Annotated in this window: 17 protein-coding genes and 1 tRNA gene; 6 read left to right on the forward strand and 12 right to left on the reverse strand. The window is 42.9% G+C overall.

Annotation, left to right across the window (positions count from 1 at the left end; genetic code table 11):
* Window positions 1-291: 291 nt before the first annotated feature.
* The 9 genes from Q4591_RS17395 to Q4591_RS17435 form a co-directional block, all read right to left on the reverse strand.
* Window positions 292-1,212, reverse strand: coding sequence for an FRG domain-containing protein (locus Q4591_RS17395; RefSeq protein WP_303462124.1), 921 nt, complete (start codon window positions 1,210-1,212; stop codon window positions 292-294).
* Between the two features lie 551 nt (window positions 1,213-1,763).
* Window positions 1,764-2,420: a 3-oxoacid CoA-transferase subunit B gene (locus Q4591_RS17400; protein ID WP_102436292.1), complete on the reverse strand. Its 657-nt coding sequence runs from the start codon at window positions 2,418-2,420 to the stop codon at window positions 1,764-1,766.
* A gap of 11 nt (window positions 2,421-2,431) precedes the next feature.
* On the reverse strand, window positions 2,432-3,148 hold the full coding sequence (locus tag Q4591_RS17405) for a CoA transferase subunit A (protein WP_102436294.1): 717 nt from the start codon (window positions 3,146-3,148) through the stop codon (window positions 2,432-2,434).
* Window positions 3,149-3,229: 81 nt separating this feature from the next.
* Entirely contained in the window at window positions 3,230-4,132 is a 903-nt protein-coding gene (locus Q4591_RS17410) for a hydroxymethylglutaryl-CoA lyase (RefSeq protein WP_102436296.1), read from the reverse strand.
* On the reverse strand, window positions 4,133-6,178 hold the full coding sequence (locus Q4591_RS17415; protein WP_102436298.1) for an acetyl/propionyl/methylcrotonyl-CoA carboxylase subunit alpha: 2,046 nt from the start codon (window positions 6,176-6,178) through the stop codon (window positions 4,133-4,135).
* Window positions 6,178-7,014 carry an enoyl-CoA hydratase-related protein gene (locus Q4591_RS17420; protein ID WP_102436300.1) on the reverse strand — a complete coding sequence of 279 codons (837 nt, stop codon included), beginning with the start codon at window positions 7,012-7,014 and terminating at the stop codon, window positions 6,178-6,180. The genes Q4591_RS17415 and Q4591_RS17420 overlap by 1 nt, the downstream gene beginning before the upstream one ends.
* 39 nt (window positions 7,015-7,053) lie before the next feature.
* Entirely contained in the window at window positions 7,054-8,661 is a 1,608-nt protein-coding gene (locus Q4591_RS17425; protein ID WP_303462127.1) for a carboxyl transferase domain-containing protein, read from the reverse strand.
* A 229-nt stretch (window positions 8,662-8,890) separates the two neighbouring features.
* Window positions 8,891-10,060: an isovaleryl-CoA dehydrogenase gene (locus Q4591_RS17430; protein ID WP_102477009.1), complete on the reverse strand. Its 1,170-nt coding sequence runs from the start codon at window positions 10,058-10,060 to the stop codon at window positions 8,891-8,893.
* 127 nt (window positions 10,061-10,187) lie between these two features.
* Complete coding sequence (locus Q4591_RS17435; protein ID WP_102436306.1) at window positions 10,188-10,586, reverse strand: MerR family DNA-binding transcriptional regulator; 399 nt, start codon at window positions 10,584-10,586, stop codon at window positions 10,188-10,190.
* A 428-nt stretch (window positions 10,587-11,014) separates the two neighbouring features.
* On the opposite strand from Q4591_RS17435, the gene Q4591_RS17440 reads away from it, so the two are divergent.
* Window positions 11,015-12,934, forward strand: a complete 1,920-nt coding sequence (locus Q4591_RS17440) for a propionyl-CoA synthetase (RefSeq protein ID WP_102436308.1) — start codon at window positions 11,015-11,017, stop codon at window positions 12,932-12,934.
* Window positions 12,935-13,217: 283 nt separating this feature from the next.
* Complete coding sequence (locus tag Q4591_RS17445; protein ID WP_102477010.1) at window positions 13,218-13,694, forward strand: hypothetical protein; 477 nt, start codon at window positions 13,218-13,220, stop codon at window positions 13,692-13,694.
* Window positions 13,695-13,910: 216 nt separating this feature from the next.
* On the opposite strand, the gene Q4591_RS17450 is transcribed toward Q4591_RS17445, so the two are convergent.
* A complete protein-coding gene (locus tag Q4591_RS17450) occupies window positions 13,911-14,909 on the reverse strand; it encodes a LysR family transcriptional regulator (RefSeq protein ID WP_303462129.1) in 999 nt (332 codons plus the stop codon).
* 527 nt (window positions 14,910-15,436) lie between these two features.
* Between Q4591_RS17450 and gndA the strand changes: the two genes are divergently transcribed.
* Window positions 15,437-16,966 (forward strand): NADP-dependent phosphogluconate dehydrogenase, encoded by a 1,530-nt coding sequence (gndA, locus tag Q4591_RS17455; RefSeq protein ID WP_303462131.1) that lies wholly within the window; start codon window positions 15,437-15,439, stop codon window positions 16,964-16,966.
* A gap of 93 nt (window positions 16,967-17,059) precedes the next feature.
* On the opposite strand, the gene Q4591_RS17460 is transcribed toward gndA, so the two are convergent.
* Window positions 17,060-17,941, reverse strand: a complete 882-nt coding sequence (locus Q4591_RS17460) for a 1,4-dihydroxy-2-naphthoate polyprenyltransferase (RefSeq protein ID WP_102439476.1) — start codon at window positions 17,939-17,941, stop codon at window positions 17,060-17,062.
* Window positions 17,942-18,175: 234 nt separating this feature from the next.
* Here Q4591_RS17460 and tesB point away from each other — a divergent pair, with 234 nt between their 5' ends.
* The 3 genes from tesB (at window position 18,176) to Q4591_RS17475 (ending at window position 20,832) form a co-directional block, all read left to right on the forward strand.
* On the forward strand, window positions 18,176-19,039 hold the full coding sequence (gene tesB / locus Q4591_RS17465) for an acyl-CoA thioesterase II (RefSeq protein WP_102477013.1): 864 nt from the start codon (window positions 18,176-18,178) through the stop codon (window positions 19,037-19,039).
* Window positions 19,040-19,042: 3 nt separating this feature from the next.
* On the forward strand, window positions 19,043-19,438 hold the full coding sequence (locus Q4591_RS17470; protein WP_076540422.1) for a YbaY family lipoprotein: 396 nt from the start codon (window positions 19,043-19,045) through the stop codon (window positions 19,436-19,438).
* Between the two features lie 161 nt (window positions 19,439-19,599).
* A complete protein-coding gene (locus tag Q4591_RS17475) occupies window positions 19,600-20,832 on the forward strand; it encodes an MFS transporter (RefSeq protein WP_241901100.1) in 1,233 nt (410 codons plus the stop codon).
* Window positions 20,833-21,331: 499 nt separating this feature from the next.
* On the opposite strand, the gene Q4591_RS17480 is transcribed toward Q4591_RS17475, so the two are convergent.
* Window positions 21,332-21,407: transfer RNA gene (locus Q4591_RS17480), tRNA-Glu, on the reverse strand.
* Between the last annotated feature and the right edge of the window lie 169 nt (window positions 21,408-21,576).

Consider the following 21,576-nt stretch of genomic DNA (forward strand, 5'->3'; position numbering starts at 1 on the left):
GAAAGGGAAACAACAGCATTTCCCTTTTCGCTGATTCATATATAAAGATTCTTGCCGCTCCGGCGAAGTGTTGATCCTCATGCTTAATTAAGCGAATTAACTACCGCCTCAGATTCGCCATCCATGGCTCAATCTGAGGCTATGTCGGCGTCCTGCCTCCATCACGTAAATTAGCTAAACGCCCTCGGACACTTCCAACGGAGATCATTGAATCAGCAGGTTCTATTGGAATTGCTTATTAAGCCTGCTTACTCTTCCGTTGGCTCATTCATACTTTGATCAGATTTATTATTAAAACCCTATATTCAATCGCGTTGGACGTCTATAAGTTGAATTGAAGTCATTCTTTTCAAGATCATATGTATCTTTAATAAATTGAGAAACCATATCTATTTCTGGAAATAGTTTGGCTTTTGATATTCCAATACTTTCAAGTTGTTTCAAAATCGTAGCTTTATCATTATGGTTGATAATGTACTTTTTATTTTCGGGGTTATACTTCCACTCTTTATCTATTGATGCAGGTTTATGTTTATTACCATCAATACCAAATAGAAGAAAAGCACCATCTTGTCTAATAACTCTTTGATTATCCATTTTAGGTTTTACACAAACTACACTTGATAGATCTGAAGGGTTGATATTTTCTGTAAAGTGAGGTTTTTCCTGTCGAATATTGTGCATTAACTTTATTGCATGCTCATTATCTTTTTTATGAAATGAATTTGAATTATTATGTTTACCGAGTACTTCGAAATTATTATCTGACCATGCAAGGTTTGATAAGATAGTTACTCGATCACTATCGTAGTAGCGTATCAGTTTATTCGGTACTTTAAAGAGTAGCAGTTCACCATCTTTGTCAGGTTCATTTTCCTTGCTAAGACAAGCGAAATATAAGGCTACTAAGGGGTTTTCAGTTACATCGAGCAATCGTGTTGGCAAATCATAATGTTGCATTTTCACAAGCTTTTCAAAGCTTGTTTTCATATGCTGAAATTCATTAGGGCAGCGTCCTATTATTTCACGAATAATCTTACTTTCATTGGTAAACCATTCATTTTTACGATAAATAGAAGGGGTAAGTTCAAACTTCTTGTCATTATGCCCTCTATAGAAAATGGTATAACCTGGCTCAGATAAACTTGGTAGGAGGCCCATCAATGTTTTCACACTGCCCAGTTTTGATTCTTTAATGTCCAAAATTATCACCGTGTTTTTAGTGTACTTTACAAATTTTAAAATTAGTTATTAACTTCTAATCTATCAGATGATTCTACTTACTTTAATTTATTTTTTTCAATAACTTGCTTTAGAATTGATTTTGTTTCTATCTGAGTTAATAACTGAGTTTTTAAGAACATTATTGAACAGCTATTAATAAGAAATGCTGAAGGTTTCCACGATCTCCATTCGAAGTTGCTGTGGTCGTTGAAGAAAATGACGTAAGTCCAGACATGGATGTCTGGCTAGCTTTCGAGGGGAAGGGACGCCCCATCGTAAGCGTTAGTTATTTTCGAATAAGAGCGCAGCTTATTCGCTTTTCAGAATAACTTCGTTGGAGCGGCAAGGGATGTCGAGAAGGGAAATGCTGTTGTTTCCCTTTCGTCTGGGGTGGGCGAAGCGCCACGACCTTGATCTTGCTGTTATCTTTATTGTTTAACACACCCCAAAACTTAAATCACACCAAACAAAAAAGCGAACCTCCAATGAAGCTCGCTTTTGATTTTAAAAAAGCCAACACATTAACTTTTGGCTAGAAGTTAAAACACCATTTCTGGTACATGCTCTGGCACAACCAACTTACCTGCAGTTTTAGATTGGATCTCTTCAACACTGACACCTGGGGCTCGTTCTAATAAGTGGAATGCGCCATCTTTGATTTCCATAAAGGCTAAATCTGTCATGACGCGTTTGATGCAGCCGTAGCCGGTTAATGGCAGCTCGCATAAAGGTAATAACTTAGAGTTACCTTTTTTGTCAGCATGCATCATGGTGACAATAATATTGTCAGCGCCTGCGACTAAATCCATGGCGCCGCCCATGCCTTTAATCAATTTACCTGGGATCATCCAAGAGGCGATTGAGCCGTTTACATCAACTTCAAAAGCGCCGAGCACGGTTAAATCGACATGGCCGCCACGGATCATGGCAAAGCTTTCAGCCGATGAGAAAAATGATGCGCCATCAACTGCGGTGACTGTTTGCTTACCTGCGTTGATGAGGTCGGCGTCAATGGTGTCTTCAGTTGGGAACTCGCCCATACCTAATAGGCCGTTTTCAGATTGCAGCATCACGCTCATGCCTGCAGGAATGTAGTTAGCCACTAAGGTCGGAATACCGATACCTAAGTTAACGTAAAAGCCGTCTTGCATTTCTTGCGCTACACGTTGAGCAAGTTGTTCTCTTGATAAAGCCATGATCTTGCTCCTTATGCTTGGTTGTCAGGTTGAGGTTTAACGGTGCGCTGCTCAATACGTTTCTCAAAACTTGCTTGAATCACCCGATCAACATAAATACCAGGGGTATGAATATGGTTTGGGTCTAGCTCGCCCGGCTGGACAATTTCTTCCGCTTCTACCACGGTGATTTTGCCTGCGGTAGCCATCATAGGATTAAAGTTAGCCGCTGTTTTACGAAAGATTAAGTTACCCATGGTATCGGCTTTCCATGCACGAACTAAGGCGAAATCGGCGGTTAGTGACTCTTCAAGCACATAATTACGGCCTTTAATTTCACGGGTTTCTTTACCATCAGCGATTGGCGTGCCGTAACCAGTTGCAGTGAAAAAGGCTGGGATACCCGCTCCGCCAGCACGAATTTTTTCAGCCAAGGTGCCTTGTGGGGTTAAGATGACATTTAACTCACCTGATAGCATTTGCTGTTCAAAAGTGGCGTTTTCACCCACGTATGAGGCAATCATGGTGGCAATTTGGCGCTGCTTTAACAATAAGCCCAAACCAAAATCATCAACCCCAGCGTTGTTTGAAATTGCGGTAAGCCCAGTTACGCCTGTGGTCACCATATGATTAATCAGGCCTTCAGGGATACCACACAGGCCAAAGCCACCGACCATAATTGTCATGTCGTTATTGAGGCCGTTTAGGGCTTCTTGGTAACTGTGAACGACTTTGTTGAGTCCTGCCATAATCTTGTCCTTTTCAGTTTGCGGTTTGCAAATTTATATCGTTTTAATGTGCGCTATTAAGCACTGACTTTAAACAATGGCCTATACCGTTAGCGCTTGGGCGACTTTTGAACCTGTGGTGCGGCCCAATACTTGGCTGATTTGATTGCCTGCTTGGGCAAGTTTGTGTAAATCAATGCCAGTTTCTATGCCCATGCCATGGAGCATATAAACTAAATCTTCAGTGGCGAGATTACCCGATGCGCCTTTGGCATAAGGGCAGCCGCCAAGGCCTGCGACCGATGAGTCAATTACGCTTACGCCTGTGGTTAAACAGGCTTGAATGTTGGCTAATGCTTGGCCGTAGGTGTCATGAAAGTGTAGCGCCAGTTTATCGACAGGCACTAAATTAGCGACGGTTTCAACCATCTTACGGGCTTTTAGTGGCGTGCCAACACCAATGGTGTCTCCGAGGGAGATCTCGTAACAGCCCATTTTGTAAAGTATTTCAGACACGCGGGCCACTTCTGTGCTCTTTATCTCGCCTTCATAGGGGCAGCCCAGTACACAGGAAACATAACCGCGTACCTTAATGTTTCGCGCTTTAGCGAGCGCCATGACTGGCTCAAAGCGGGCGATTGACTCGTCAATCGAGCAGTTAATATTGCGTTGGCTGAAGCTTTCTGATGCGGCGCCAAAGATGGCCACTTCATCTGCGCCAGCGTCAAGGGCAAGTTCCAGCCCTTTTAAATTTGGGGTGAGGGCAGAGTAGACCACGCCTTGTTTACGCTTAATTTGCCGTAAAATATCACCTGAGTCGGCCATTTGTGGCACCCACTTAGGTGAAACAAAGCTGGCCGCTTCAATACGATTAACACCGGCAGCGGCTAACTGCTCAATAAGAGTAATTTTGTTTTCAATAGAGACCGTGGTTTCATTTTGCAGTCCGTCACGGGCACCAACTTCAAAAATACTGACCTGAGTCGGGAGATTGCTCGGTAACATTTATGCCTCCGAGTCAGCAGATTCAGGCGCTGTGACATCAAGTGTTGTTGGCTCGACATTTAGCAGTTGGGCACCATCGGTGACGAGCTCGCCGCTTTGAAAGTAAAATTCACTGACCACACCATCAAATGGCGCTTCAATGGTGTATTCCATTTTCATCGCTTCCATCACTAATAAGCCTTGGCCTTCAGTGACGCTATCGCCCACCTCAACTAAGTGAGTGACCACAGTGCCATTCATTGGCGCTTTTAATTTGTCGGCGCTATCAATGGTGTCTTCAGCTATTTGGGCTAATATCGCTTTAAAGTGATAGCTGCCGCTCGGTAAGAACAAGGTAAAGTCATCACCTTGATGGCTGACGGGAATGTTGCTTTTATGGCCATTAATTTCAGCCTGCAGCATGTCATCTTTAATGGTGCCTGCAAGCGATAATGCTTGGCCGTTAAGGTTAAGATGCAGTGCATCGCCTAAATCGGTGATGACGAGATTGTGCAATTGCTGCTCGTCACTGCTGTCGCTGAGTAGGGCAACATGATGCACGCTGGCGCTATTGAGTCTAAAGCCACTAACTTGTCCCCACGGTGAGTAAGGGTCGTGGCTGTTGGTGGCTGTGGATTTTGCCGCTTGCTGGCGAGCTAATACTTGATAAAGCCCCGCTAATGCCAGTGCGTTGTCTGACTCATCAGTAACATTGCCAATTAAACTGTCGGAATAGCGCTCGATAAAGTCGGTACAAAAATTGGCGTCTGCAAAGGCTTTATGCTCAGCAATATTAGCGAGGAACTCGATATTGTGTTTAAGGCCGCTGATTTGATACGAGCTTAATGCGTGGGTTAAGCGCTGCAGTGCGCGGGGGCGAGATTCGTCCCAGACAATCAGTTTTGAAATCATTGGGTCGTAAAAGTTACTAATGACATCATTTTCGCGAATGCCTGAATCAATGCGTACATGACGGTTTTGATCCGGCTCGCGCAAGAAGGTTAACTTGCCTGACGCGGGTAAAAATTCATTGCGGGGATCTTCAGCATAAATACGAGCTTCAAAGGCGTGGCCATGAATACGCACTTCAGCTTGGGTAAGGGGCAACTCACTGCCACTAGCGACCATTAGTTGCCATTTTACTAAGTCTTGCCCGGTGACCATTTCTGTAACTGGGTGCTCAACCTGTAGACGGGTGTTCATTTCCATGAAGTAGAAACTGCCATCAGTATCTAATAGAAACTCAACCGTGCCTGCGCCCACATAATCAATGGCTTTAGCTGCGGCTACTGCCGCTTCACCCATTTGCTTACGCAGTGCATCTGACAGCCCTGGGGCTGGCGCTTCTTCGACCACTTTTTGATGGCGACGCTGGATGGAGCAATCACGATCTGATAAATAGATGGTATTACCGAAAGTATCGGCAAACACTTGTAGCTCCACATGACGTGGCTGGCGTAAGTAGCGTTCCATTAATAATTTGTCATTACCAAACGATGATGCCGCTTCTCGACGAGCTGAGTTAATCGCTGCTAGCACTTCAGCTTGGCTTTCAACAATCTTCATGCCTTTGCCACCACCGCCATAGGCCGCTTTAATCAGCATGGGGTAACCAACATTTTCAGCTTCAGCCAGTAGGGTTTCATCTGATTGGTCATCACCATGATAACCGGGCACTAATGGCACATTGGCTGCGCCCATAATCATTTTGGCGGCGCTTTTACTGCCCATAGCATCAATGGCATCACTGCCTGGGCCGATAAATACAATGCCGTTTTGCTCACAGTTGCGAGCAAAGTCAGCGTTTTCAGACAAGAAACCATAACCGGGGTGAATCGCTTCAGCGGCTGACTTTTTCGCAATTTCAATGATCAAATCAGCTTTTAGGTATGAATCAGCCGGAGCGCTGCCACCAATGTGGAAAGATTCATCGGCCATGGTGACATGGCGGGCATCTTTATCGGCATCAGAATAAAGCGCTACAGTACGAACGCCCATGGCGCGGGCGGTGTTGATGATGCGACAGGCAATTTCACCACGATTGGCAATTAAAATCTTAGTAAACATTATTGGGCTCCTTGTGCATCAGTCTTAGCGCTGCTTTTAGTCGATTGAGCACGCCATGATGGTGAACGTTTTTCAAAGAATGCATTGAGGCCTTCTTGGCCTTCGTCTGATACACGTATGCGGGCAATCTGCTCGCTAGTATGGGCAAGGGTGGCGTCATTTATCACGCCATCTTCAAGGTGGGACACTAAGGTTTTAACCCATGCCATGCCTTGGGGACTGTTAGCGTTAAAGGCCTCGATAAACGGCTGGGCTGCTGCGTCTAAATCATCATTAACTTCATGAATTATTTGATGAGTTAAGGCTACAGTGGCACTGAAGCGCTCGGCGGTGAGCATATAACGTCGTGCTTGGCGGTTGCCCATGGCTCGCACCACATAAGGGCTGATAACCGCAGGGATTAAACCGAGTTTGACTTCACTGAGGCAAAAGCTTGCGCGCTCATTGGCAATGGCAATATCGCAGCAGCAAATTAATCCCAGTGCGCCGCCAAAGGCTGCGCCATTGACTAAGGCGATAGTCGGCTTAGGAAACTTATCTAGCACGTGCATTAATTTAGCCAGTTCATGGGCGTCATTGAGGTTTTGCTCAAAGTCCATTTTGGCTTGCTTGCGCATCCAGTTAAGGTCAGCGCCAGCACTGAAGTTTTTACCGTTGGCGCGCAATATTAATTGCTGGCATTGGTCGTTTTCGGCAAAGGCTTCGATGGCGGTGATCATTTCATTAATCATCACTTCATCAAAGGCATTATGTTTTTCAACGCGGTCTAAAATTAATTCACCAACGCCTTGGTTAAGCTGGCATTGAATGTATTGATATGGGTTGGCTATTGCCATGTTTGCATGCTCCTATTGATATTGAATGAATAACCGCAATTACATGCGGAACACACCAAACTTGGTATCTTCAATAGGCGCATTTAACGCCGCCGATAACGCTAAACCCACTACATCACGCGTTTGAGCAGGGTCGATAATGCCGTCATCCCACAGGCGTGCACTGGCATGGTAGGGATGACCTTCTTTGTCATATTGCTCAACAATCGGTTTTCTAAAGGCTTGCTCGTCTTCATCAGACCAGTCTTGGCCTTTACGGGCTAAACCGTCACGGCGAACTGTGGCCAATACACCAGCAGCTTGTTCGCCGCCCATGACTGAAATGCGAGCATTGGGCCACATCCACATCATGGTGGGCTCAAATGCACGGCCACACATGCCGTAGTTACCCGCGCCATAACTGCCACCAATGATGACGGTAAATTTAGGCACATTGGCACAAGATACTGCGGTAACCATTTTAGCGCCGTGCTTAGCAATACCCTCATGTTCGTACTTTTTACCTACCATAAAACCAGTGATGTTTTGCAGGAACAGTAATGGGATTTTGCGTTGGCAACACAATTCAATAAAGTGCGCGCCTTTTTGGGCAGATTCAGAAAATAAAATGCCGTTGTTAGCCACAATGCCGACAGGGTAGCCATGAATGCGGGCAAAGCCGCAAACCAGCGTGTTACCGTAATTGGCTTTAAATTCATCAAAATCTGAGTCATCAACAACCCGTGCAATAACCTCTTTTACATCAAAGGGCTTTTTAAGATCGGTGCCGACAATGCCGTAAAGCTCGTTAATATCAAACTTAGGTGGCTTAACAGGGCTTAACTGGGCTGTAATTTGCTTTTGATGGTTTAAGCGTGAAATGGCTTTACGGGCAAGCTCAAGTGCGTGGTCATCATTTTGGGCTAAATGGTCGGCAACACCAGAAATCTTAGTATGTACTTCAGCGCCGCCTAATTCTTCGGCGGTTACTTCTTCGCCGGTAGCGGCTTTAACTAATGGCGGGCCGGCTAAAAAAATAGTGCCTTGCTCTTTTACGATAATCGACTCATCTGCCATGGCGGGAACATAGGCACCACCTGCTGTACACAAACCCATGACCACAGCCACTTGCGGAATGCCTTTAGCTGACATTTGCGCTTGGTTGTAAAAAATACGCCCGAAATGATCGCGATCGGGAAACACTTCATCTTGTCTTGGTAAGTTTGCCCCGCCTGAATCCACTAGGTAGATACAAGGTAAATGACAGCGACTGGCAATGTCTTGGGCCCGTAAATGCTTTTTCACCGTAATAGGGTAGTAAGTACCGCCTTTAACGGTGGCGTCATTGGCGATAATCATACATTCAACACCGCTTACACGGCCAATACCGGCAATCACACCGGCTGCGGGCACAGCTTCATCATAAACTTCATAGGCGGCGAATTGGGATATTTCTAAAAAGGGTGAGCCGGGATCGAGCAGTTTTTCGACTCGATGACGGGGCAGTAATTTACCTCGTGACAGGTGGCGTTCAAGGGCGACGGGACCGCCACCTTGTTCAATTTGGGTGAGTTTGATTTTTAGATCATCAACTAATGCCACCATGTCATCATGCTTGGCTTTAAACTCGTCACTACGGGCGTTAATACGGCTGCTCAATTGCGTCACAATTCATATCCTTAATGAGTCAAGTGAGGCGTTAGCATGGCTGAGTCTAAAGGGGGATGAGGTCTCAACCACGCTACGCACTAAACACTTTGCTATTGACGTTAACTTTTGAATAATTTGGTGTTGAATGTATTTTTTAGTGTGCTGCTAACTAGCTAAATTCTAGAAGCTATTTGGATTGGCTATCCAAATTTAACAGCTATTTGGATTAGCTATCCAAATTTAACAGCTATTTGGATTCATTAAACAGCTCACGTCCAATCAACATGCGGCGAATTTCTGAGGTTCCCGCACCAATTTCATATAACTTGGCATCACGTAATAAACGCCCTGTGGCATATTCATTGACGTAACCATTGCCACCTAGTAACTGAATCGCATCCAGTGACATTTTTGTGGCAAGCTCGGCGCTATATAAAATTGCGCCAGCAGCATCTTTACGGGTGGTTTCGCCGCGGTCACAAGATTTGGCCACGTTATAGATGTAGGATTTAGCAGCGTTCATGCCGGTGTACATATCGGCAAGCTTGCCTTGGACTAATTGGAATTGACCAATGGATTTACCAAATTGTTCCCGCTCGTGAATATAAGGCATGACAATATCCATACAGGCATTCATGATGCCTAACGGCCCACCTGATAACACCACGCGTTCGTAATCAAGGCCGCTCATCAGTACTTTTACGCCATTGTTAAGGCCGCCTAAGATATTTTCTTCAGGGACTTCACAATTCTCAAATACCAATTCACAGGTATTGGAGCCGCGCATGCCTAATTTATCGAGTTTTTGTGCGGTGCTGAATCCTTTAAAGGTTTTTTCAACAATAAATGCAGTGATGCCATGTGGGCCTTTGTCTGCATCAGTTTTGGCATAAATCACTAAGGTGTCAGCATCAGGACCATTGGTGATCCACATTTTGTTACCATTAAGAATGTAACGGTCGCCTTGTTTACGGGCGCTTAACTTCATTGACACCACGTCTGAGCCCGCATTAGGTTCACTCATGGCCAGTGCGCCGATATGTTCACCGCTAACTAATTTGGGTAAGTACTTGGCTTTTTGCTCAGCGCTGCCATTACGGTTAATTTGATTAACGCAAAGGTTTGAGTGGGCGCCGTAACTTAAGCCAATAGAAGCAGAGGCGCGGGAGATTTCTTCCATGGCGACGACATGGGCAAGGTAGCCCATATTCGCGCCGCCATACTCTTCAGGCACGGTGACGCCAAGGAGTCCCATCTCTCCTAGAACTGGCCACATGTGGTTAGGAAAAGCATTATCTTGATCAACTTGCGCCGCGATGGGCGCAATCTCGTTGCTGGCAAAATCATGTACGGCATCGCGAAGCATGTCCACGTCTTCGCCCAGGCCGAAATTAAGGCTTGTATAGAGTGATGTCATTGTCTTGTGTCCTGTTGAATATTAGCTATTTGCGCCGTGAAACTATCTTGTTCCTTAGGCTTATAATTTTTATATTGTTGCTGTTATTATTCAGTTAAACGGATCTTTTGCTGTCGATGATGAGTCGCTATTTAACACTTTCCTCTAGGGCTGACTTACATTGCTGCTCAGCAGAGTTCAGTTCCATAAGTACCACCTTGATATCGTCCATTTGCTGCTGCAAAGAAGCTTTTTTCTCTTCTACTAAATCGAGCATTGTTTGTAGTTGAGAAGTACTGCTTTTATCTGCATCGTAAAGCTCAAACAAACGACGGGTTTCCGCTAACGAAAAACCTAAACGTTTACCTCGTAATATCAGTTTTAAGCGCACACGATCTTTTAAACTATAGATACGTGTTTGACCGCGGCGCTTAGGTTTTATTAAGCCTTGGTCTTCATAAAACCGAATACTACGTGTGGTGATATCAAATTCCTTTGATAAATCACTAATTGAATAAGTGGATTGTGGGTTTAAATTTGCGCTCATCGTTTCACCAAAAGTACGTCTTTTGATGCAAGATATATGAAGTTTACGTAAAGGTAAAGTTTGTCGCCAGTTGCCAAGGCTGTTTTTGTTAAAAAACAATGTAAATACAGCTTGCCAAGGCCTAGGGATTACCGCGCGCAAGAATGGCGCAGTGACAGAATAGTGAATTCAATATTGTAGCAAAGACGCCATTAATTAGGTTAATAATTAATGGTGATTTTTAGTGCTAACTTATAATTATCATTAAGTTAGCATCATAACACTGAAGTTTTTATTTAAGTGTTATTGCTGAGATTTCTATATCCCTTGGTCTAATGGGGAAACTTTTTTAACCACGCCATAATGAAGTTAATTCAATATTACTCACGGTAAGTTATTTAAAGGTATGACTTAGCGTGAAAGGTCAATCGTTCAGTGGGGAGTAGCTTATGGCTGGTTTAGGGATTGAAATGCATCAAGATTCTTTACAGGATAAACAAGGGTTTTGGGGAAAGGCTGCCAAGGCCATTACCTGGGATAAGCTGTTTGATAGTGTGTTAGATGAGGCTAATGCGCCATTTTATCAATGGTTTGCTGGTGGCGAAATGAATACCTGCTATAACGCTGTTGACCGTCATGTGTTAGCTGGCCACGGTGATCGCATTGCCATTGAATACATAAGTCCTGTAACCCAAAATCAGTACAGTATTAGTTATCAAGAATTACTATCCCAAGTGAGCCGGTTAGCCGGTTACATGCAATCCATTGGCATTGAAAAGGGCGATAGAGTGGTCATTTATATGCCGATGGTGCCAGAAACCGCCTATGCCATGCTGGCCTGTGCCCGCATAGGCGCCATTCACTCTGTGGTGTTTGGCGGCTTTGCAGCCAATGAATTAGCCACCCGGATTAATGATGCTAAACCGAAACTTATTTTATCGGCATCTTGTGGTATTGAGCCGTCAGGCGTGGTGAAGTACAAACCGCTATTAGATGATGCCTTAGCTCAAGCGTCTCACCAAGTTGACCATTGCGTTATTCTCAATCGACCTCAATATACTGCAGACTTACAAAGCCCAAGGGACGTTGACTGGCAAAGTGCTGTGAGCCATGCATCGTCAGTGGATTGCGTCGCCGTTGAAGCGACCCATCCGCTGTATGTGCTTTATACCTCAGGTACAACAGGCCAACCCAAAGGCGTGGTGAGAGATAATGGTGGCCATGGGGTGGCGCTAATCTGGTCTATGAAGCACATATATAATATCGGCGCTGGCGATGTGTTTTGGGCTGCATCAGATGTGGGCTGGGTTGTGGGTCATTCTTATATTGTTTACGGGCCATTATTAGTTGGCGCAACAACATTGATGTATGAAGGTAAGCCCATTGGTACCCCCGATGCGGGGGCTTTTTGGCGGATCATCGAACAATATAATGTAAAAAGCTTTTTTACCGCGCCGACGGCCATTCGAGCCATTAAACGCGAAGATCCTGACGGAGCATTAGTTAAAGGTGTTGATTTATCGTGTTTAGGGCAAGTATTTCTTGCGGGTGAACGCTGCGATCCCGACACGCTCAATTGGGCCCAAGATAAATTGGCCAAACCTGTTATCGATCACTGGTGGCAAACTGAAACCGGTTGGCCAGTTGCGGCGAATTTGATGGGGATAGATCCTATCGAGATTAAAGCGGGATCGCCCGCAAGACCAGTACCCGGTTATCAGGTCGAAGTACTCGATGCCATGGGCGAGCAAGTTAGCGCCAATGAAAGTGGTAATGTGGTGATTAAACTGCCGTTGCCACCGGGTAACTTAACCACCTTATGGAACAACGATAAACGCTATGTGGAGAGCTATTTATCTATGTATCAAGGTTATTATTTAACGGGCGATGCGGGCTATATTGATGAAGATGGCTACCTGTATATTATGAGCCGCATAGATGACATTATTAACGTTGCTGGGCACCGATTATCTACTGGGCGCTTTGAAGAGGTATTGTGCCAACATTCAGCGGTTGCAGAAGCGGCGGTTATTGGGGTGCAAGATAAACTCAAAGGTCAGGTACCGTTAGGGCTAGTGGTACTTAAAAATGGCGTCGAGTTATCTGATGAAGTTTTATATCAAGAGTTACTAGCATTGGTGAGACATGAAATTGGCCCAGTGGCGTCTTTTCGATTAGTCAGCGCGGTGCAAAAACTGCCTAAAACCCGCTCGGGTAAAATCTTGCGTGCCACCATGCGTAAGATTGCTGACAATAACGAATATACTATGCCTGCCACTATTGAAGATCCGATGACGCTAGATATTATTCGCACGGCATTAACTAAGATGGGCTATGCTGATGCGTTGGCCAAGGAACTCACGGTTTAGTTTGTGTGTCATGTTAACAAACGAGCCTGATGGCTCGTTTTTTTATGGATAACGCCTTTTTATCGAATATAAAGATATTAAGGACTAAATTTGGTCTAAACTGAGAGTTAAGTGCTGATTTATAGTGTTATTTAATCAAACTGAGATGTTTTTTATTTTATAATCGGCAAGGGTATTCTATCTATCGTTAAACTAGATGTATTCTCGAATTCAGTTACTCGTGGCTGAAATTGAGAAAGATGACTGTTAACCAGTAAATATGACAAAGGTTTGATCAAGTTTTATGAACAACATTAAAGAACTGCCAGAAAAGATTAATACTAAAACCAGCAGACTATTTTGGTTAACCATTTTTACTGGTGGTATTTACCCGATAATTTGGTTATTTGCTAAGTATCCCAAAATGGATGCAATTACATCAATTCGCACCGCTGATGACGACTTTATTATCGCTATCGCGGTTTGCTTTGGCTTTGGTGGTGTGCTGTCACACAGTGCAATGGGGTTATTGAGTGGAGTAGGTAGTTTGTTACTTTTTGGCGCTTTCTTCTTGTACGTGTTTTGGTCATTTAGGGCCCGTTCTGCATTACAAGACTATGCCCATGTGAATTTTGGAATTGATTTCAAAATGAACAAGTTTTTCACCGTGGTATTTAATATTTTCTATATCAATTATTGCATTAATCGATTACCTGAAGAGCAGCAAAAAGGCCACCCAGCCTATGGCAAAGGCAGTATTAACATTACAGAGATTAAGTGAAGTAACAAGCTGATAAGGCCTTAAGGATAGATACAAAAAAGCAGACTATTTTTAATCAAATAGTCTGCTTTTTATGAATAAGTTTACTGAAAAACCTTGTGGTTATTATTTTTGATGCAACGGCATCAAAATTATTTATTGAACTCAGTAATAGCCTTTGCATTGTTTGCTCACCTAAATGTTGTGAGCATTGCTCGGCGTTTATGTCGCTGGTGTTTATTTTTCAAATAGACAGGCTTCATCGCTGCCATTGGCGCCCTGAGTAACCAGTTGTGCAATTTTATGTTTAACGCAATCAGTTAACTTGCGCTCTGATTTTCGGGTTTGCATATACAGGTTCATATTAGGCTTATTACGCATCAGTTCGGCGCGCTCTGTTTTCGGTATCATTTGCGCCCTAATTGCTTCATTTTGAGTTAAGTGATCAACCGCGCCTTGTGATACCACTAACGTGATGGCATCAGTGCCAACGAGGAAGTCACTAATTTCATTGAGATTATTGGTTTTGGCTGCAACGTCGAGCTCGCGTTTACGGCTATCGGCAAACTGTTTCAGTGGTGTGGCTTCAATGTCACTATTAAAGTGTAACACTTCGGTCAAAATAACCGGGTAGTTCAGCACTCTATCAAGAATAGGTTTGTATATCTCATTCCAAATTGGGTGCTCATCTCTTGCGACAATGAAGGTATCTCGCACTTCACATATTTTCTGATTTTGAATCCCTACATGGCTAGATGCTTGGCAACTTATCACCACATCACATTGGCTATTTAGCAGCATTTCTTCATCATTGGGACCATTGTCTTGCAGTACCGCTGATTTCACACAGGCGCTCATGCAACTACATTGATAGAGATTTCTTAGTAGGCCATTGGTGAAGCCCGATGGAGCATGGATAACAACTTTGTTATCAAGTTTGTCATTACTTTTATCAATTTCTTGGGCTAAGTCGAGGTGGTTTATCTCGATTTTTTTAATGATGGGGTAGAGCCGTTGTGCTTTATCGCTAATTTCAAGACCGGCTACTTTTTTGACAAATAAGGGGTCATCAAATGCATCTCGCAAGCGTGATAAACAGCGGCTTATCTTTGATTGAGGAACATTAAAAGCTTCAGCAGTGAGCTTGCCACTTTTAAATTCATATAGCCTTAAAAATACTAATAATGTCATGTAATCAAGATGCTGAAGCTTGTCTTGAGTGGTCGCGTTAATCATTGATTAGTTTCCGTAGCTGATGTGAATTTTTTGAATATACCAATTTCGGGGTATAGGTTGCAGGTTAATTGTAGTATTTATTAACCTAATCACATTTTTTAATGGAATTTATTCAAGAAGTGTTAATTGGCAGAGGGGTAAAATCTAATTTTAAATCATTAGCTTAATTGGTTAAAACTGGTGGATTTAGAGAAAGTACACTTTACCTATACAATTTAGGATTGCTGGTTAAGTGAACAGGTTTAAAGATTGATATGTGTTTTTAATGCCAGTAAAAGGAAATGCAAAATAACTTTTACTCGGATAAACAAAGCATCACTTCCTTATCTAAAGTTAAAAATCTAGATTAAGGTGTTGTCTTATATAAATAATTTTTTTCAGAGTCTTGTTGGTGATCTAATATGCCGCTTTTGGCAAAAGTGTATGCACGTATTATGACTGTAATTTAGTTACACAAATCAGTATAATCACCGTCCAAATGGATTCGCTATACGCGATTAATCTCTGCGACCTTTGGAAAATAATAAATGAATACCCTACCATTCAGTTCAGACATCGGCGTTATTGGCCTTGGTGTTATGGGCAAGAATCTCGCGTTAAACATCGTTGATAATGGCTACCAGGTTGCTGCTTTTGATTTAGATACTGTCAAAGTTAATGCTGCCATTAATCAAGAACAAGCGGAAAGAAAAGCCAATTCAGCCCCCCGAATGCTGGCTTGTAATAATCTTACCGAAATGCTGTCATCTCTAACTAAGCCACGTGTTATTGTGCTGTCAGTTCCTGCTGGTGGACCTGTTGATGGAGTGTGTAAATCATTAATTGAAGCGGGCATTGAGTCAGATGACATTGTCGTTGATACCGGTAATAGTTTATGGACTGATACTGTAGAACGTGAAGCACGTTATAAAGGTCAGTTTGTTTTCTTTAGCTCTGCAGTCTCTGGCGGTGAAGTTGGCGCTCGATTTGGCCCTTCTTTAATGCCAAGTGGTAATAAAGATGCATGGCAATACGTTGCACCTGTCTGGAATGCCATAGCAGCTAAAGTCGATCCAGAAACAGGGTTACCAATAGAGCGCTTTGAGCCAGGAAACCCTGTTATTGAAGGCGAGCCATGTACCACTTATATTGGCCCTGCGGGTTCTGGTCATTATGTGAAAATGGTACATAACGGCATTGAATATGCGGACATGCAGTTAATTTGCGAAGCATTTCAATTGCTTCATGACGGATTAGGCTTAAGTGCCCATGAAATTGGTGATATTTTCAATGGCTGGAATAATGGCAGCTTGAATAGCTATCTGATGGGGATAAGTGCAGAAGTATTGCAGCAAGACGATCCACTAACAGGCAAGCCATTAGTTGAGATGATCCTTGATAAAGCGGGTCAAAAAGGCACAGGCCTTTGGACTGCGGTAAGCAGTTTACAAATTGGTTGCCCTGCGCCTACGATTGCCGAAGCTGTTTATGCCCGCGCGGTAAGTACTCAAAAAGATTTACGAGTACAGCTTAACAGCAAACTTGCTGGCCCTGCGGTTGTAACCCTTTCTGATGCAGAAAAAGCAGCATTTATTGCTAACTTAGAAGATGCACTATATTGCGCCAAAGTGTGCTGCTATGCACAAGGGTTCCAGCTAATGGCAATGGCCGCGAAAGAGCAAAACTGGACTTTAGATTTTGCTGAAATAGCCAAAATCTGGCGTGCAGGCTGTATTATTCGTGCCACTTTCTTGCAAGAAATTACCAAGGCTTACCAAGATAATGCTGAGCTGCCGAACTTATTAATGGCTGATACCTTCAGTGCTAGCTTATCGGCTAAACATATGAATTGGCGTAAAACGGTTGCCGCATCAGTGATGCAAGGCACGCCAGCGCCATGTATTAGCTCGGCAATTGCTTATTATGATAGTTACCGATGTGAAACTTTGCCTGCTAACTTACTTCAAGGTCAGCGCGATTTCTTTGGTGCTCATACGTTTGAACGCACTGACAAGCCAGCGGGTGAAAAGTATCATTTAGATTGGAGTGCTAAAGCGCGCACCTTATCTAAAGTTTAAATTGCAAAAGCAGTTTAAGACTTATTGTAAATCAATAGATTAAAAAAGGGCTTCTACTAAATAGTAGAAGCCCTTTTTATTGGTGATATTTTATTATTGCGGCAAACTAAACACTAAACCTATGCTAAATAACAAGCTAAAAATCATTGTGAGTTTTGCGGTTCTGCCTAGAATTGGATTGAGTGCTTCACCACTGGTGTTACTGAACTCGCCACTTAACTGACGGGCATAAACGATGGAAAGCCCGGCGAGTAAAACCGGTAAACCAGCAAGGTAGCCCATCAGAAAACCGCCAATGATGAGCCCAAAGGGTAAATACACTAAGGCTTGATAAAGCACTCTTGCCTGAGCTTGGCCGATACGAACCGCTAAGGTGTTTTTGCCAGCTTTGGTATCAGTTTGGATATCACGGGTATTATTGACGAGCATAATCGCGGCATTGAACATACCAATGGCGCTGCCAAGTAACCAAGCGCTGATACTGGTTTCCCCAGCCTGTAAGTAATAACTACCTACTACGGCCACTAGTCCAAAAAAAACAAATGCGGCGATTTCACCTAAACCGTGAGAAGCTAATGGATACGGGCCGCCACTGTAACAGACGGCACCTAATAATGAGGCTACAGCTAAAATAGCGATAGGCCAACCACCGTGTAAAATCAGTGCTGAGCCGACGATAAGTGCGAGAATAAGACACAAAATCATCGCATTTCGAACACTGTTGGGAGATATCATGCCACTTTGGGTAACTCGAACTGGACCAACACGCTCATCGGTATCAATACCGTTTTTGTAGTCAAAATAATCGTTGGCTAGGTTTACGGCTATTTGCAATAAAATAGCACACAGCATCGAGATACAAGCAATTGTAAAACTAAAAAGTTCTAAATGTAGTGCTAAAATATTACCAATTAATAATGGACCAATCGCAGCCGGTAAAGTACGTGGTCTAATAGCTAAAATCCAAGATTGCATATAATTAAGGCTTCAGGGTGTTGATTTAAATTAGAATGGACTAATAGCATAGCAATTTTTTGAGATTTTGTACGGGGTTATGATCTCGCAAATGATGAAAAAGTTATGCTATTTTTTCTTCTAGGTAGATTTAATTTTATATGCGACTCAATTTACGATTAAATTTTCCAGTAACCAAGGTTATTAAGTTAACCTATGATATTAGTGATAAGTAAATAAACTGCTAGGAATATTATGAGCCAAGTATTAAATGACCTTTTGTCTTTGTTGTCTCTAGAGCGAATTGAATTAGGGCTGTTTCGCGGTCAAAGCCAAGACTTGGGTTTTGGTCATGTTTTTGGTGGCCAGGTGATGGGGCAAGCGCTGAGCGCTGCTAAGCAAACCGTCAGTGAAGATCGCCATGTGCACTCTTTACATTCTTACTTTTTACGAGCCGGTGATGAAAAGTTACCGATTGTCTATGATGTTGAAAATATGCGTGATGGTGGCAGCTTCAGTGCAAGACGCGTAAAAGCGATTCAGAAGGGTAGGCCAATTTTTTATATGACCTGTTCTTTTCAAGCTCCAGAGGAAGGCTTTGAACATCAAGCTGAAATGCCTAATGTCCCCGGGCCTGAAGGCATACTTAATCAGCAAGAACTTGCTGTGAGTATGCGAGATAAGATCCCAGCAAGAATACTTGAAAAGTTTATGACTGACTCACCGATTGAGATGCGTTTAGTTAACCCTTCGCACCCCATCGCGCCTGATTCCACTGAGCCCAAACGATATATCTGGATGCGTGCCAGTGGTAAAATCCCAACGGATCATAATGTACAAGAATATTTATTGGCTTATGCCTCTGATTTTAATTTTTTAGTCACCGCAGCTCAGCCTCATGGGGTTTCATTTTTAACGCCTGGCGTTAGGATGGCGACTATTGATCATGCGATGTGGTTCCATAGACCGTTTAACTTTTCTGATTGGTTGCTTTACAGTGTTGAAAGCAGCAATGCTAGCGGTGGTCGCGGTTTTGTAAAGGGGCAGTTTTTTGATCAACAAGGCCGTTTAGTTGCATCAGCAACCCAAGAAGGCCTACTTAGAATGACAAAAGGATAATTTATGAAATTTTCATTTAAAATGGCGATATTTTCGTTATTAACATTAATGCTAAGTGCTTGTGTCACCGTTCAACCTGAGCCGCCAGTGGTTATTAATGGCTATGCGGGCTACTTAGAAAAAATAGCCTTGCCTCAAGGCTGTAAAATCAATATTGCCATTATTGACTTTAATACCCCAGGTTCAATCATTTCACAAAAGACCTTCGATATTGCCAGAGCTCCAGTGCCGTTTAAGTTTACTTTACCTGCTGAAGGTATTGATGATGCGGTGGATTATGGGGTGGTGGCAATGATTACCTACAATGAGCAGGTAATTTTTCAAACCTATGAAAAGTTTCAAGTCATCCACAACGACAAGTTCACCACTGAAGTTGTGATGAAAAAAGTCCCTCATTAGTTTTCGTTAGGTTTAACTCACTCAACCTATAAATATAATGCCCTAAGAATCATTTTAGGGCATAAGTCACATCTTAATATTTCCGCCATTGCTTATGTTGGTTTTCGGGTAATAATCAAATTCTTCATCAATTTTTATTTAAGGCTTAAGTTGTGCCTGAATTGTCTGCATCTACAAGGACTAAAACCTGTCGGCCAAAATCTGAAATACGCTTAATTTGGGCTTTGTGCTTAGCATCTGTCGTGGTTTATATAAACCTATATGCCATGCAGGGGATGTTGCCATCCATTGCTGAACACTTTGAGGTTTCAGGTGCTAGAGCTACATTGATTCTATCTTTTACCAGTTTTTCACTGGCATTTTCATTACTGTTGTATGCGGTTATTTCCGATAGAGTCGGGCGGTTAATGCCGATCATGGTGAGTATGTGGTTACTCGCAGCCTCTAATATCTTACTGATTTTTGTACAAGACTTTGACTCTTTGTTGATGGTGAGGTTACTGCAAGGGGTTTTGTTAGCTGCCGTACCAGCCATTGCGATGGCTTATTTTAAAGAGCAACTGCCAGCGAGCTTTATGCTAAAAGCTGCAGGTATTTACATTATGTCCAATAGTCTTGGTGGTATTGGCGGACGCCTGATGGGTGGGTTATTGTCACAATACTTTGATTGGCAGTCAGCAATGATGGTGAATTTTTTGGTGACCTTAACGGGTATCGCCTTGGTGACTTATCTATTACCTCGATGTGAGCAAAAAAATGCCCCACAATTAGATAAGCAAAGTACCTTTTTGAAGATAAAACAAGATATTGGCGGCTTTGTTTATCACTTAACGGATCATCAAATGCGCTTAGTGTATGTCATTGGTGGCATAGCGTTTATGATGATGGTAAACCAGTTTAGTTTTATTCAATTACACCTCATGGCTGAGCCGTATGGGTTTAGTCGTTTCGGTGCGACATTAATTTTCTTATGCTATCTCAGTGGCACTTTTACTTCGTACTTATCTGCAAAGTGGGTGGTTAAATTTGGGGTGGAATTTTTATATCGCGGCGCATTAGTTGTGATGTTCTTGGGTACTTTACTGACCTTAGTTGATAATTTATTTGCTATCGTTATAGGCTTTTTATTAACAGCAAGTGGATTCTTTTTAACCCATAGCTGTTGTAACTCATTTGTGGCCATCAGGGCGTCCTCTCACAGGGCTAAAGCAACATCACTATACCTTTGTAGTTATTATCTCGGCGCAGCTCTTGGAGGGCCTTACTTGATGATGTTTTGGGTTCAAGCTGAATGGCAAGGTGTTGTTGTGGGTTCAGTTGGCTTATTGGTATTACTGTCGCTGGCTATATTCAGGTTGTCGCATTATCAAAGCCTAAGTAAAGCTGCTGTATAATGTCAGTCCTCTTGGGAAAATAATTTCGTCATTGTTTATAGAAGAAGCCTTAATGGCTTCTTTTTTTGTCTCAAATTTACAGTTAAATAAGACTTTATAAGCACAGAGTTGAATAGCGATTTAGTTAATGAATTTAATAAAGTCACTAATTGATGAATTGAATAGCAGGTTGTGAGTAGGCAGTGCTTAGTATTGGTTTGAATCGTTCTAGTTTGAAAGCTCTCTAAGGCGGATTTGAAGTTATCAATTGGAGGATTTTATAGTGTTTTCGCTTGGTTGCTGTAATTGGTGTGATCGAGTATATCCGTAATAGGATATATGATGGATAAGAGCTGTTTGAATTAGGTTACAGATATCGATGAGATATTAGCGATGAGTTCTTTTGGGAAATTTACTCATATTCGTCATTGGAGCTTTTTTAACACGCTACCAACTCGCCTAATTTTAGGCACAAAAAAACCACATTTAAGTGGTTTATGTTCTTTTAGAAAAAAGAAGGTGGTATCCCCTAGGGGATTCGAACCCCTGTTACCGCCGTGAAAGGGCGGTGTCCTAGGCCTCTAGACGAAGGGGACCCGGACTGGCGTTATACTCTACCAAAGAGTGAATAACTCATTAAGTTCTGTAGGCTAAAACTTAACGCTTGTTTTAAACTATCGAAATAAACCAATAATTTTAAAATTGTGGTATCCCCTAGGGGATTCGAACCCCTGTTACCGCCGTGAAAGGGCGGTGTCCTAGGCC

The organism is Shewanella sp. 3_MG-2023 (assembly GCF_030548765.1).
GTDB lineage: Bacteria > Pseudomonadota > Gammaproteobacteria > Enterobacterales > Shewanellaceae > Shewanella.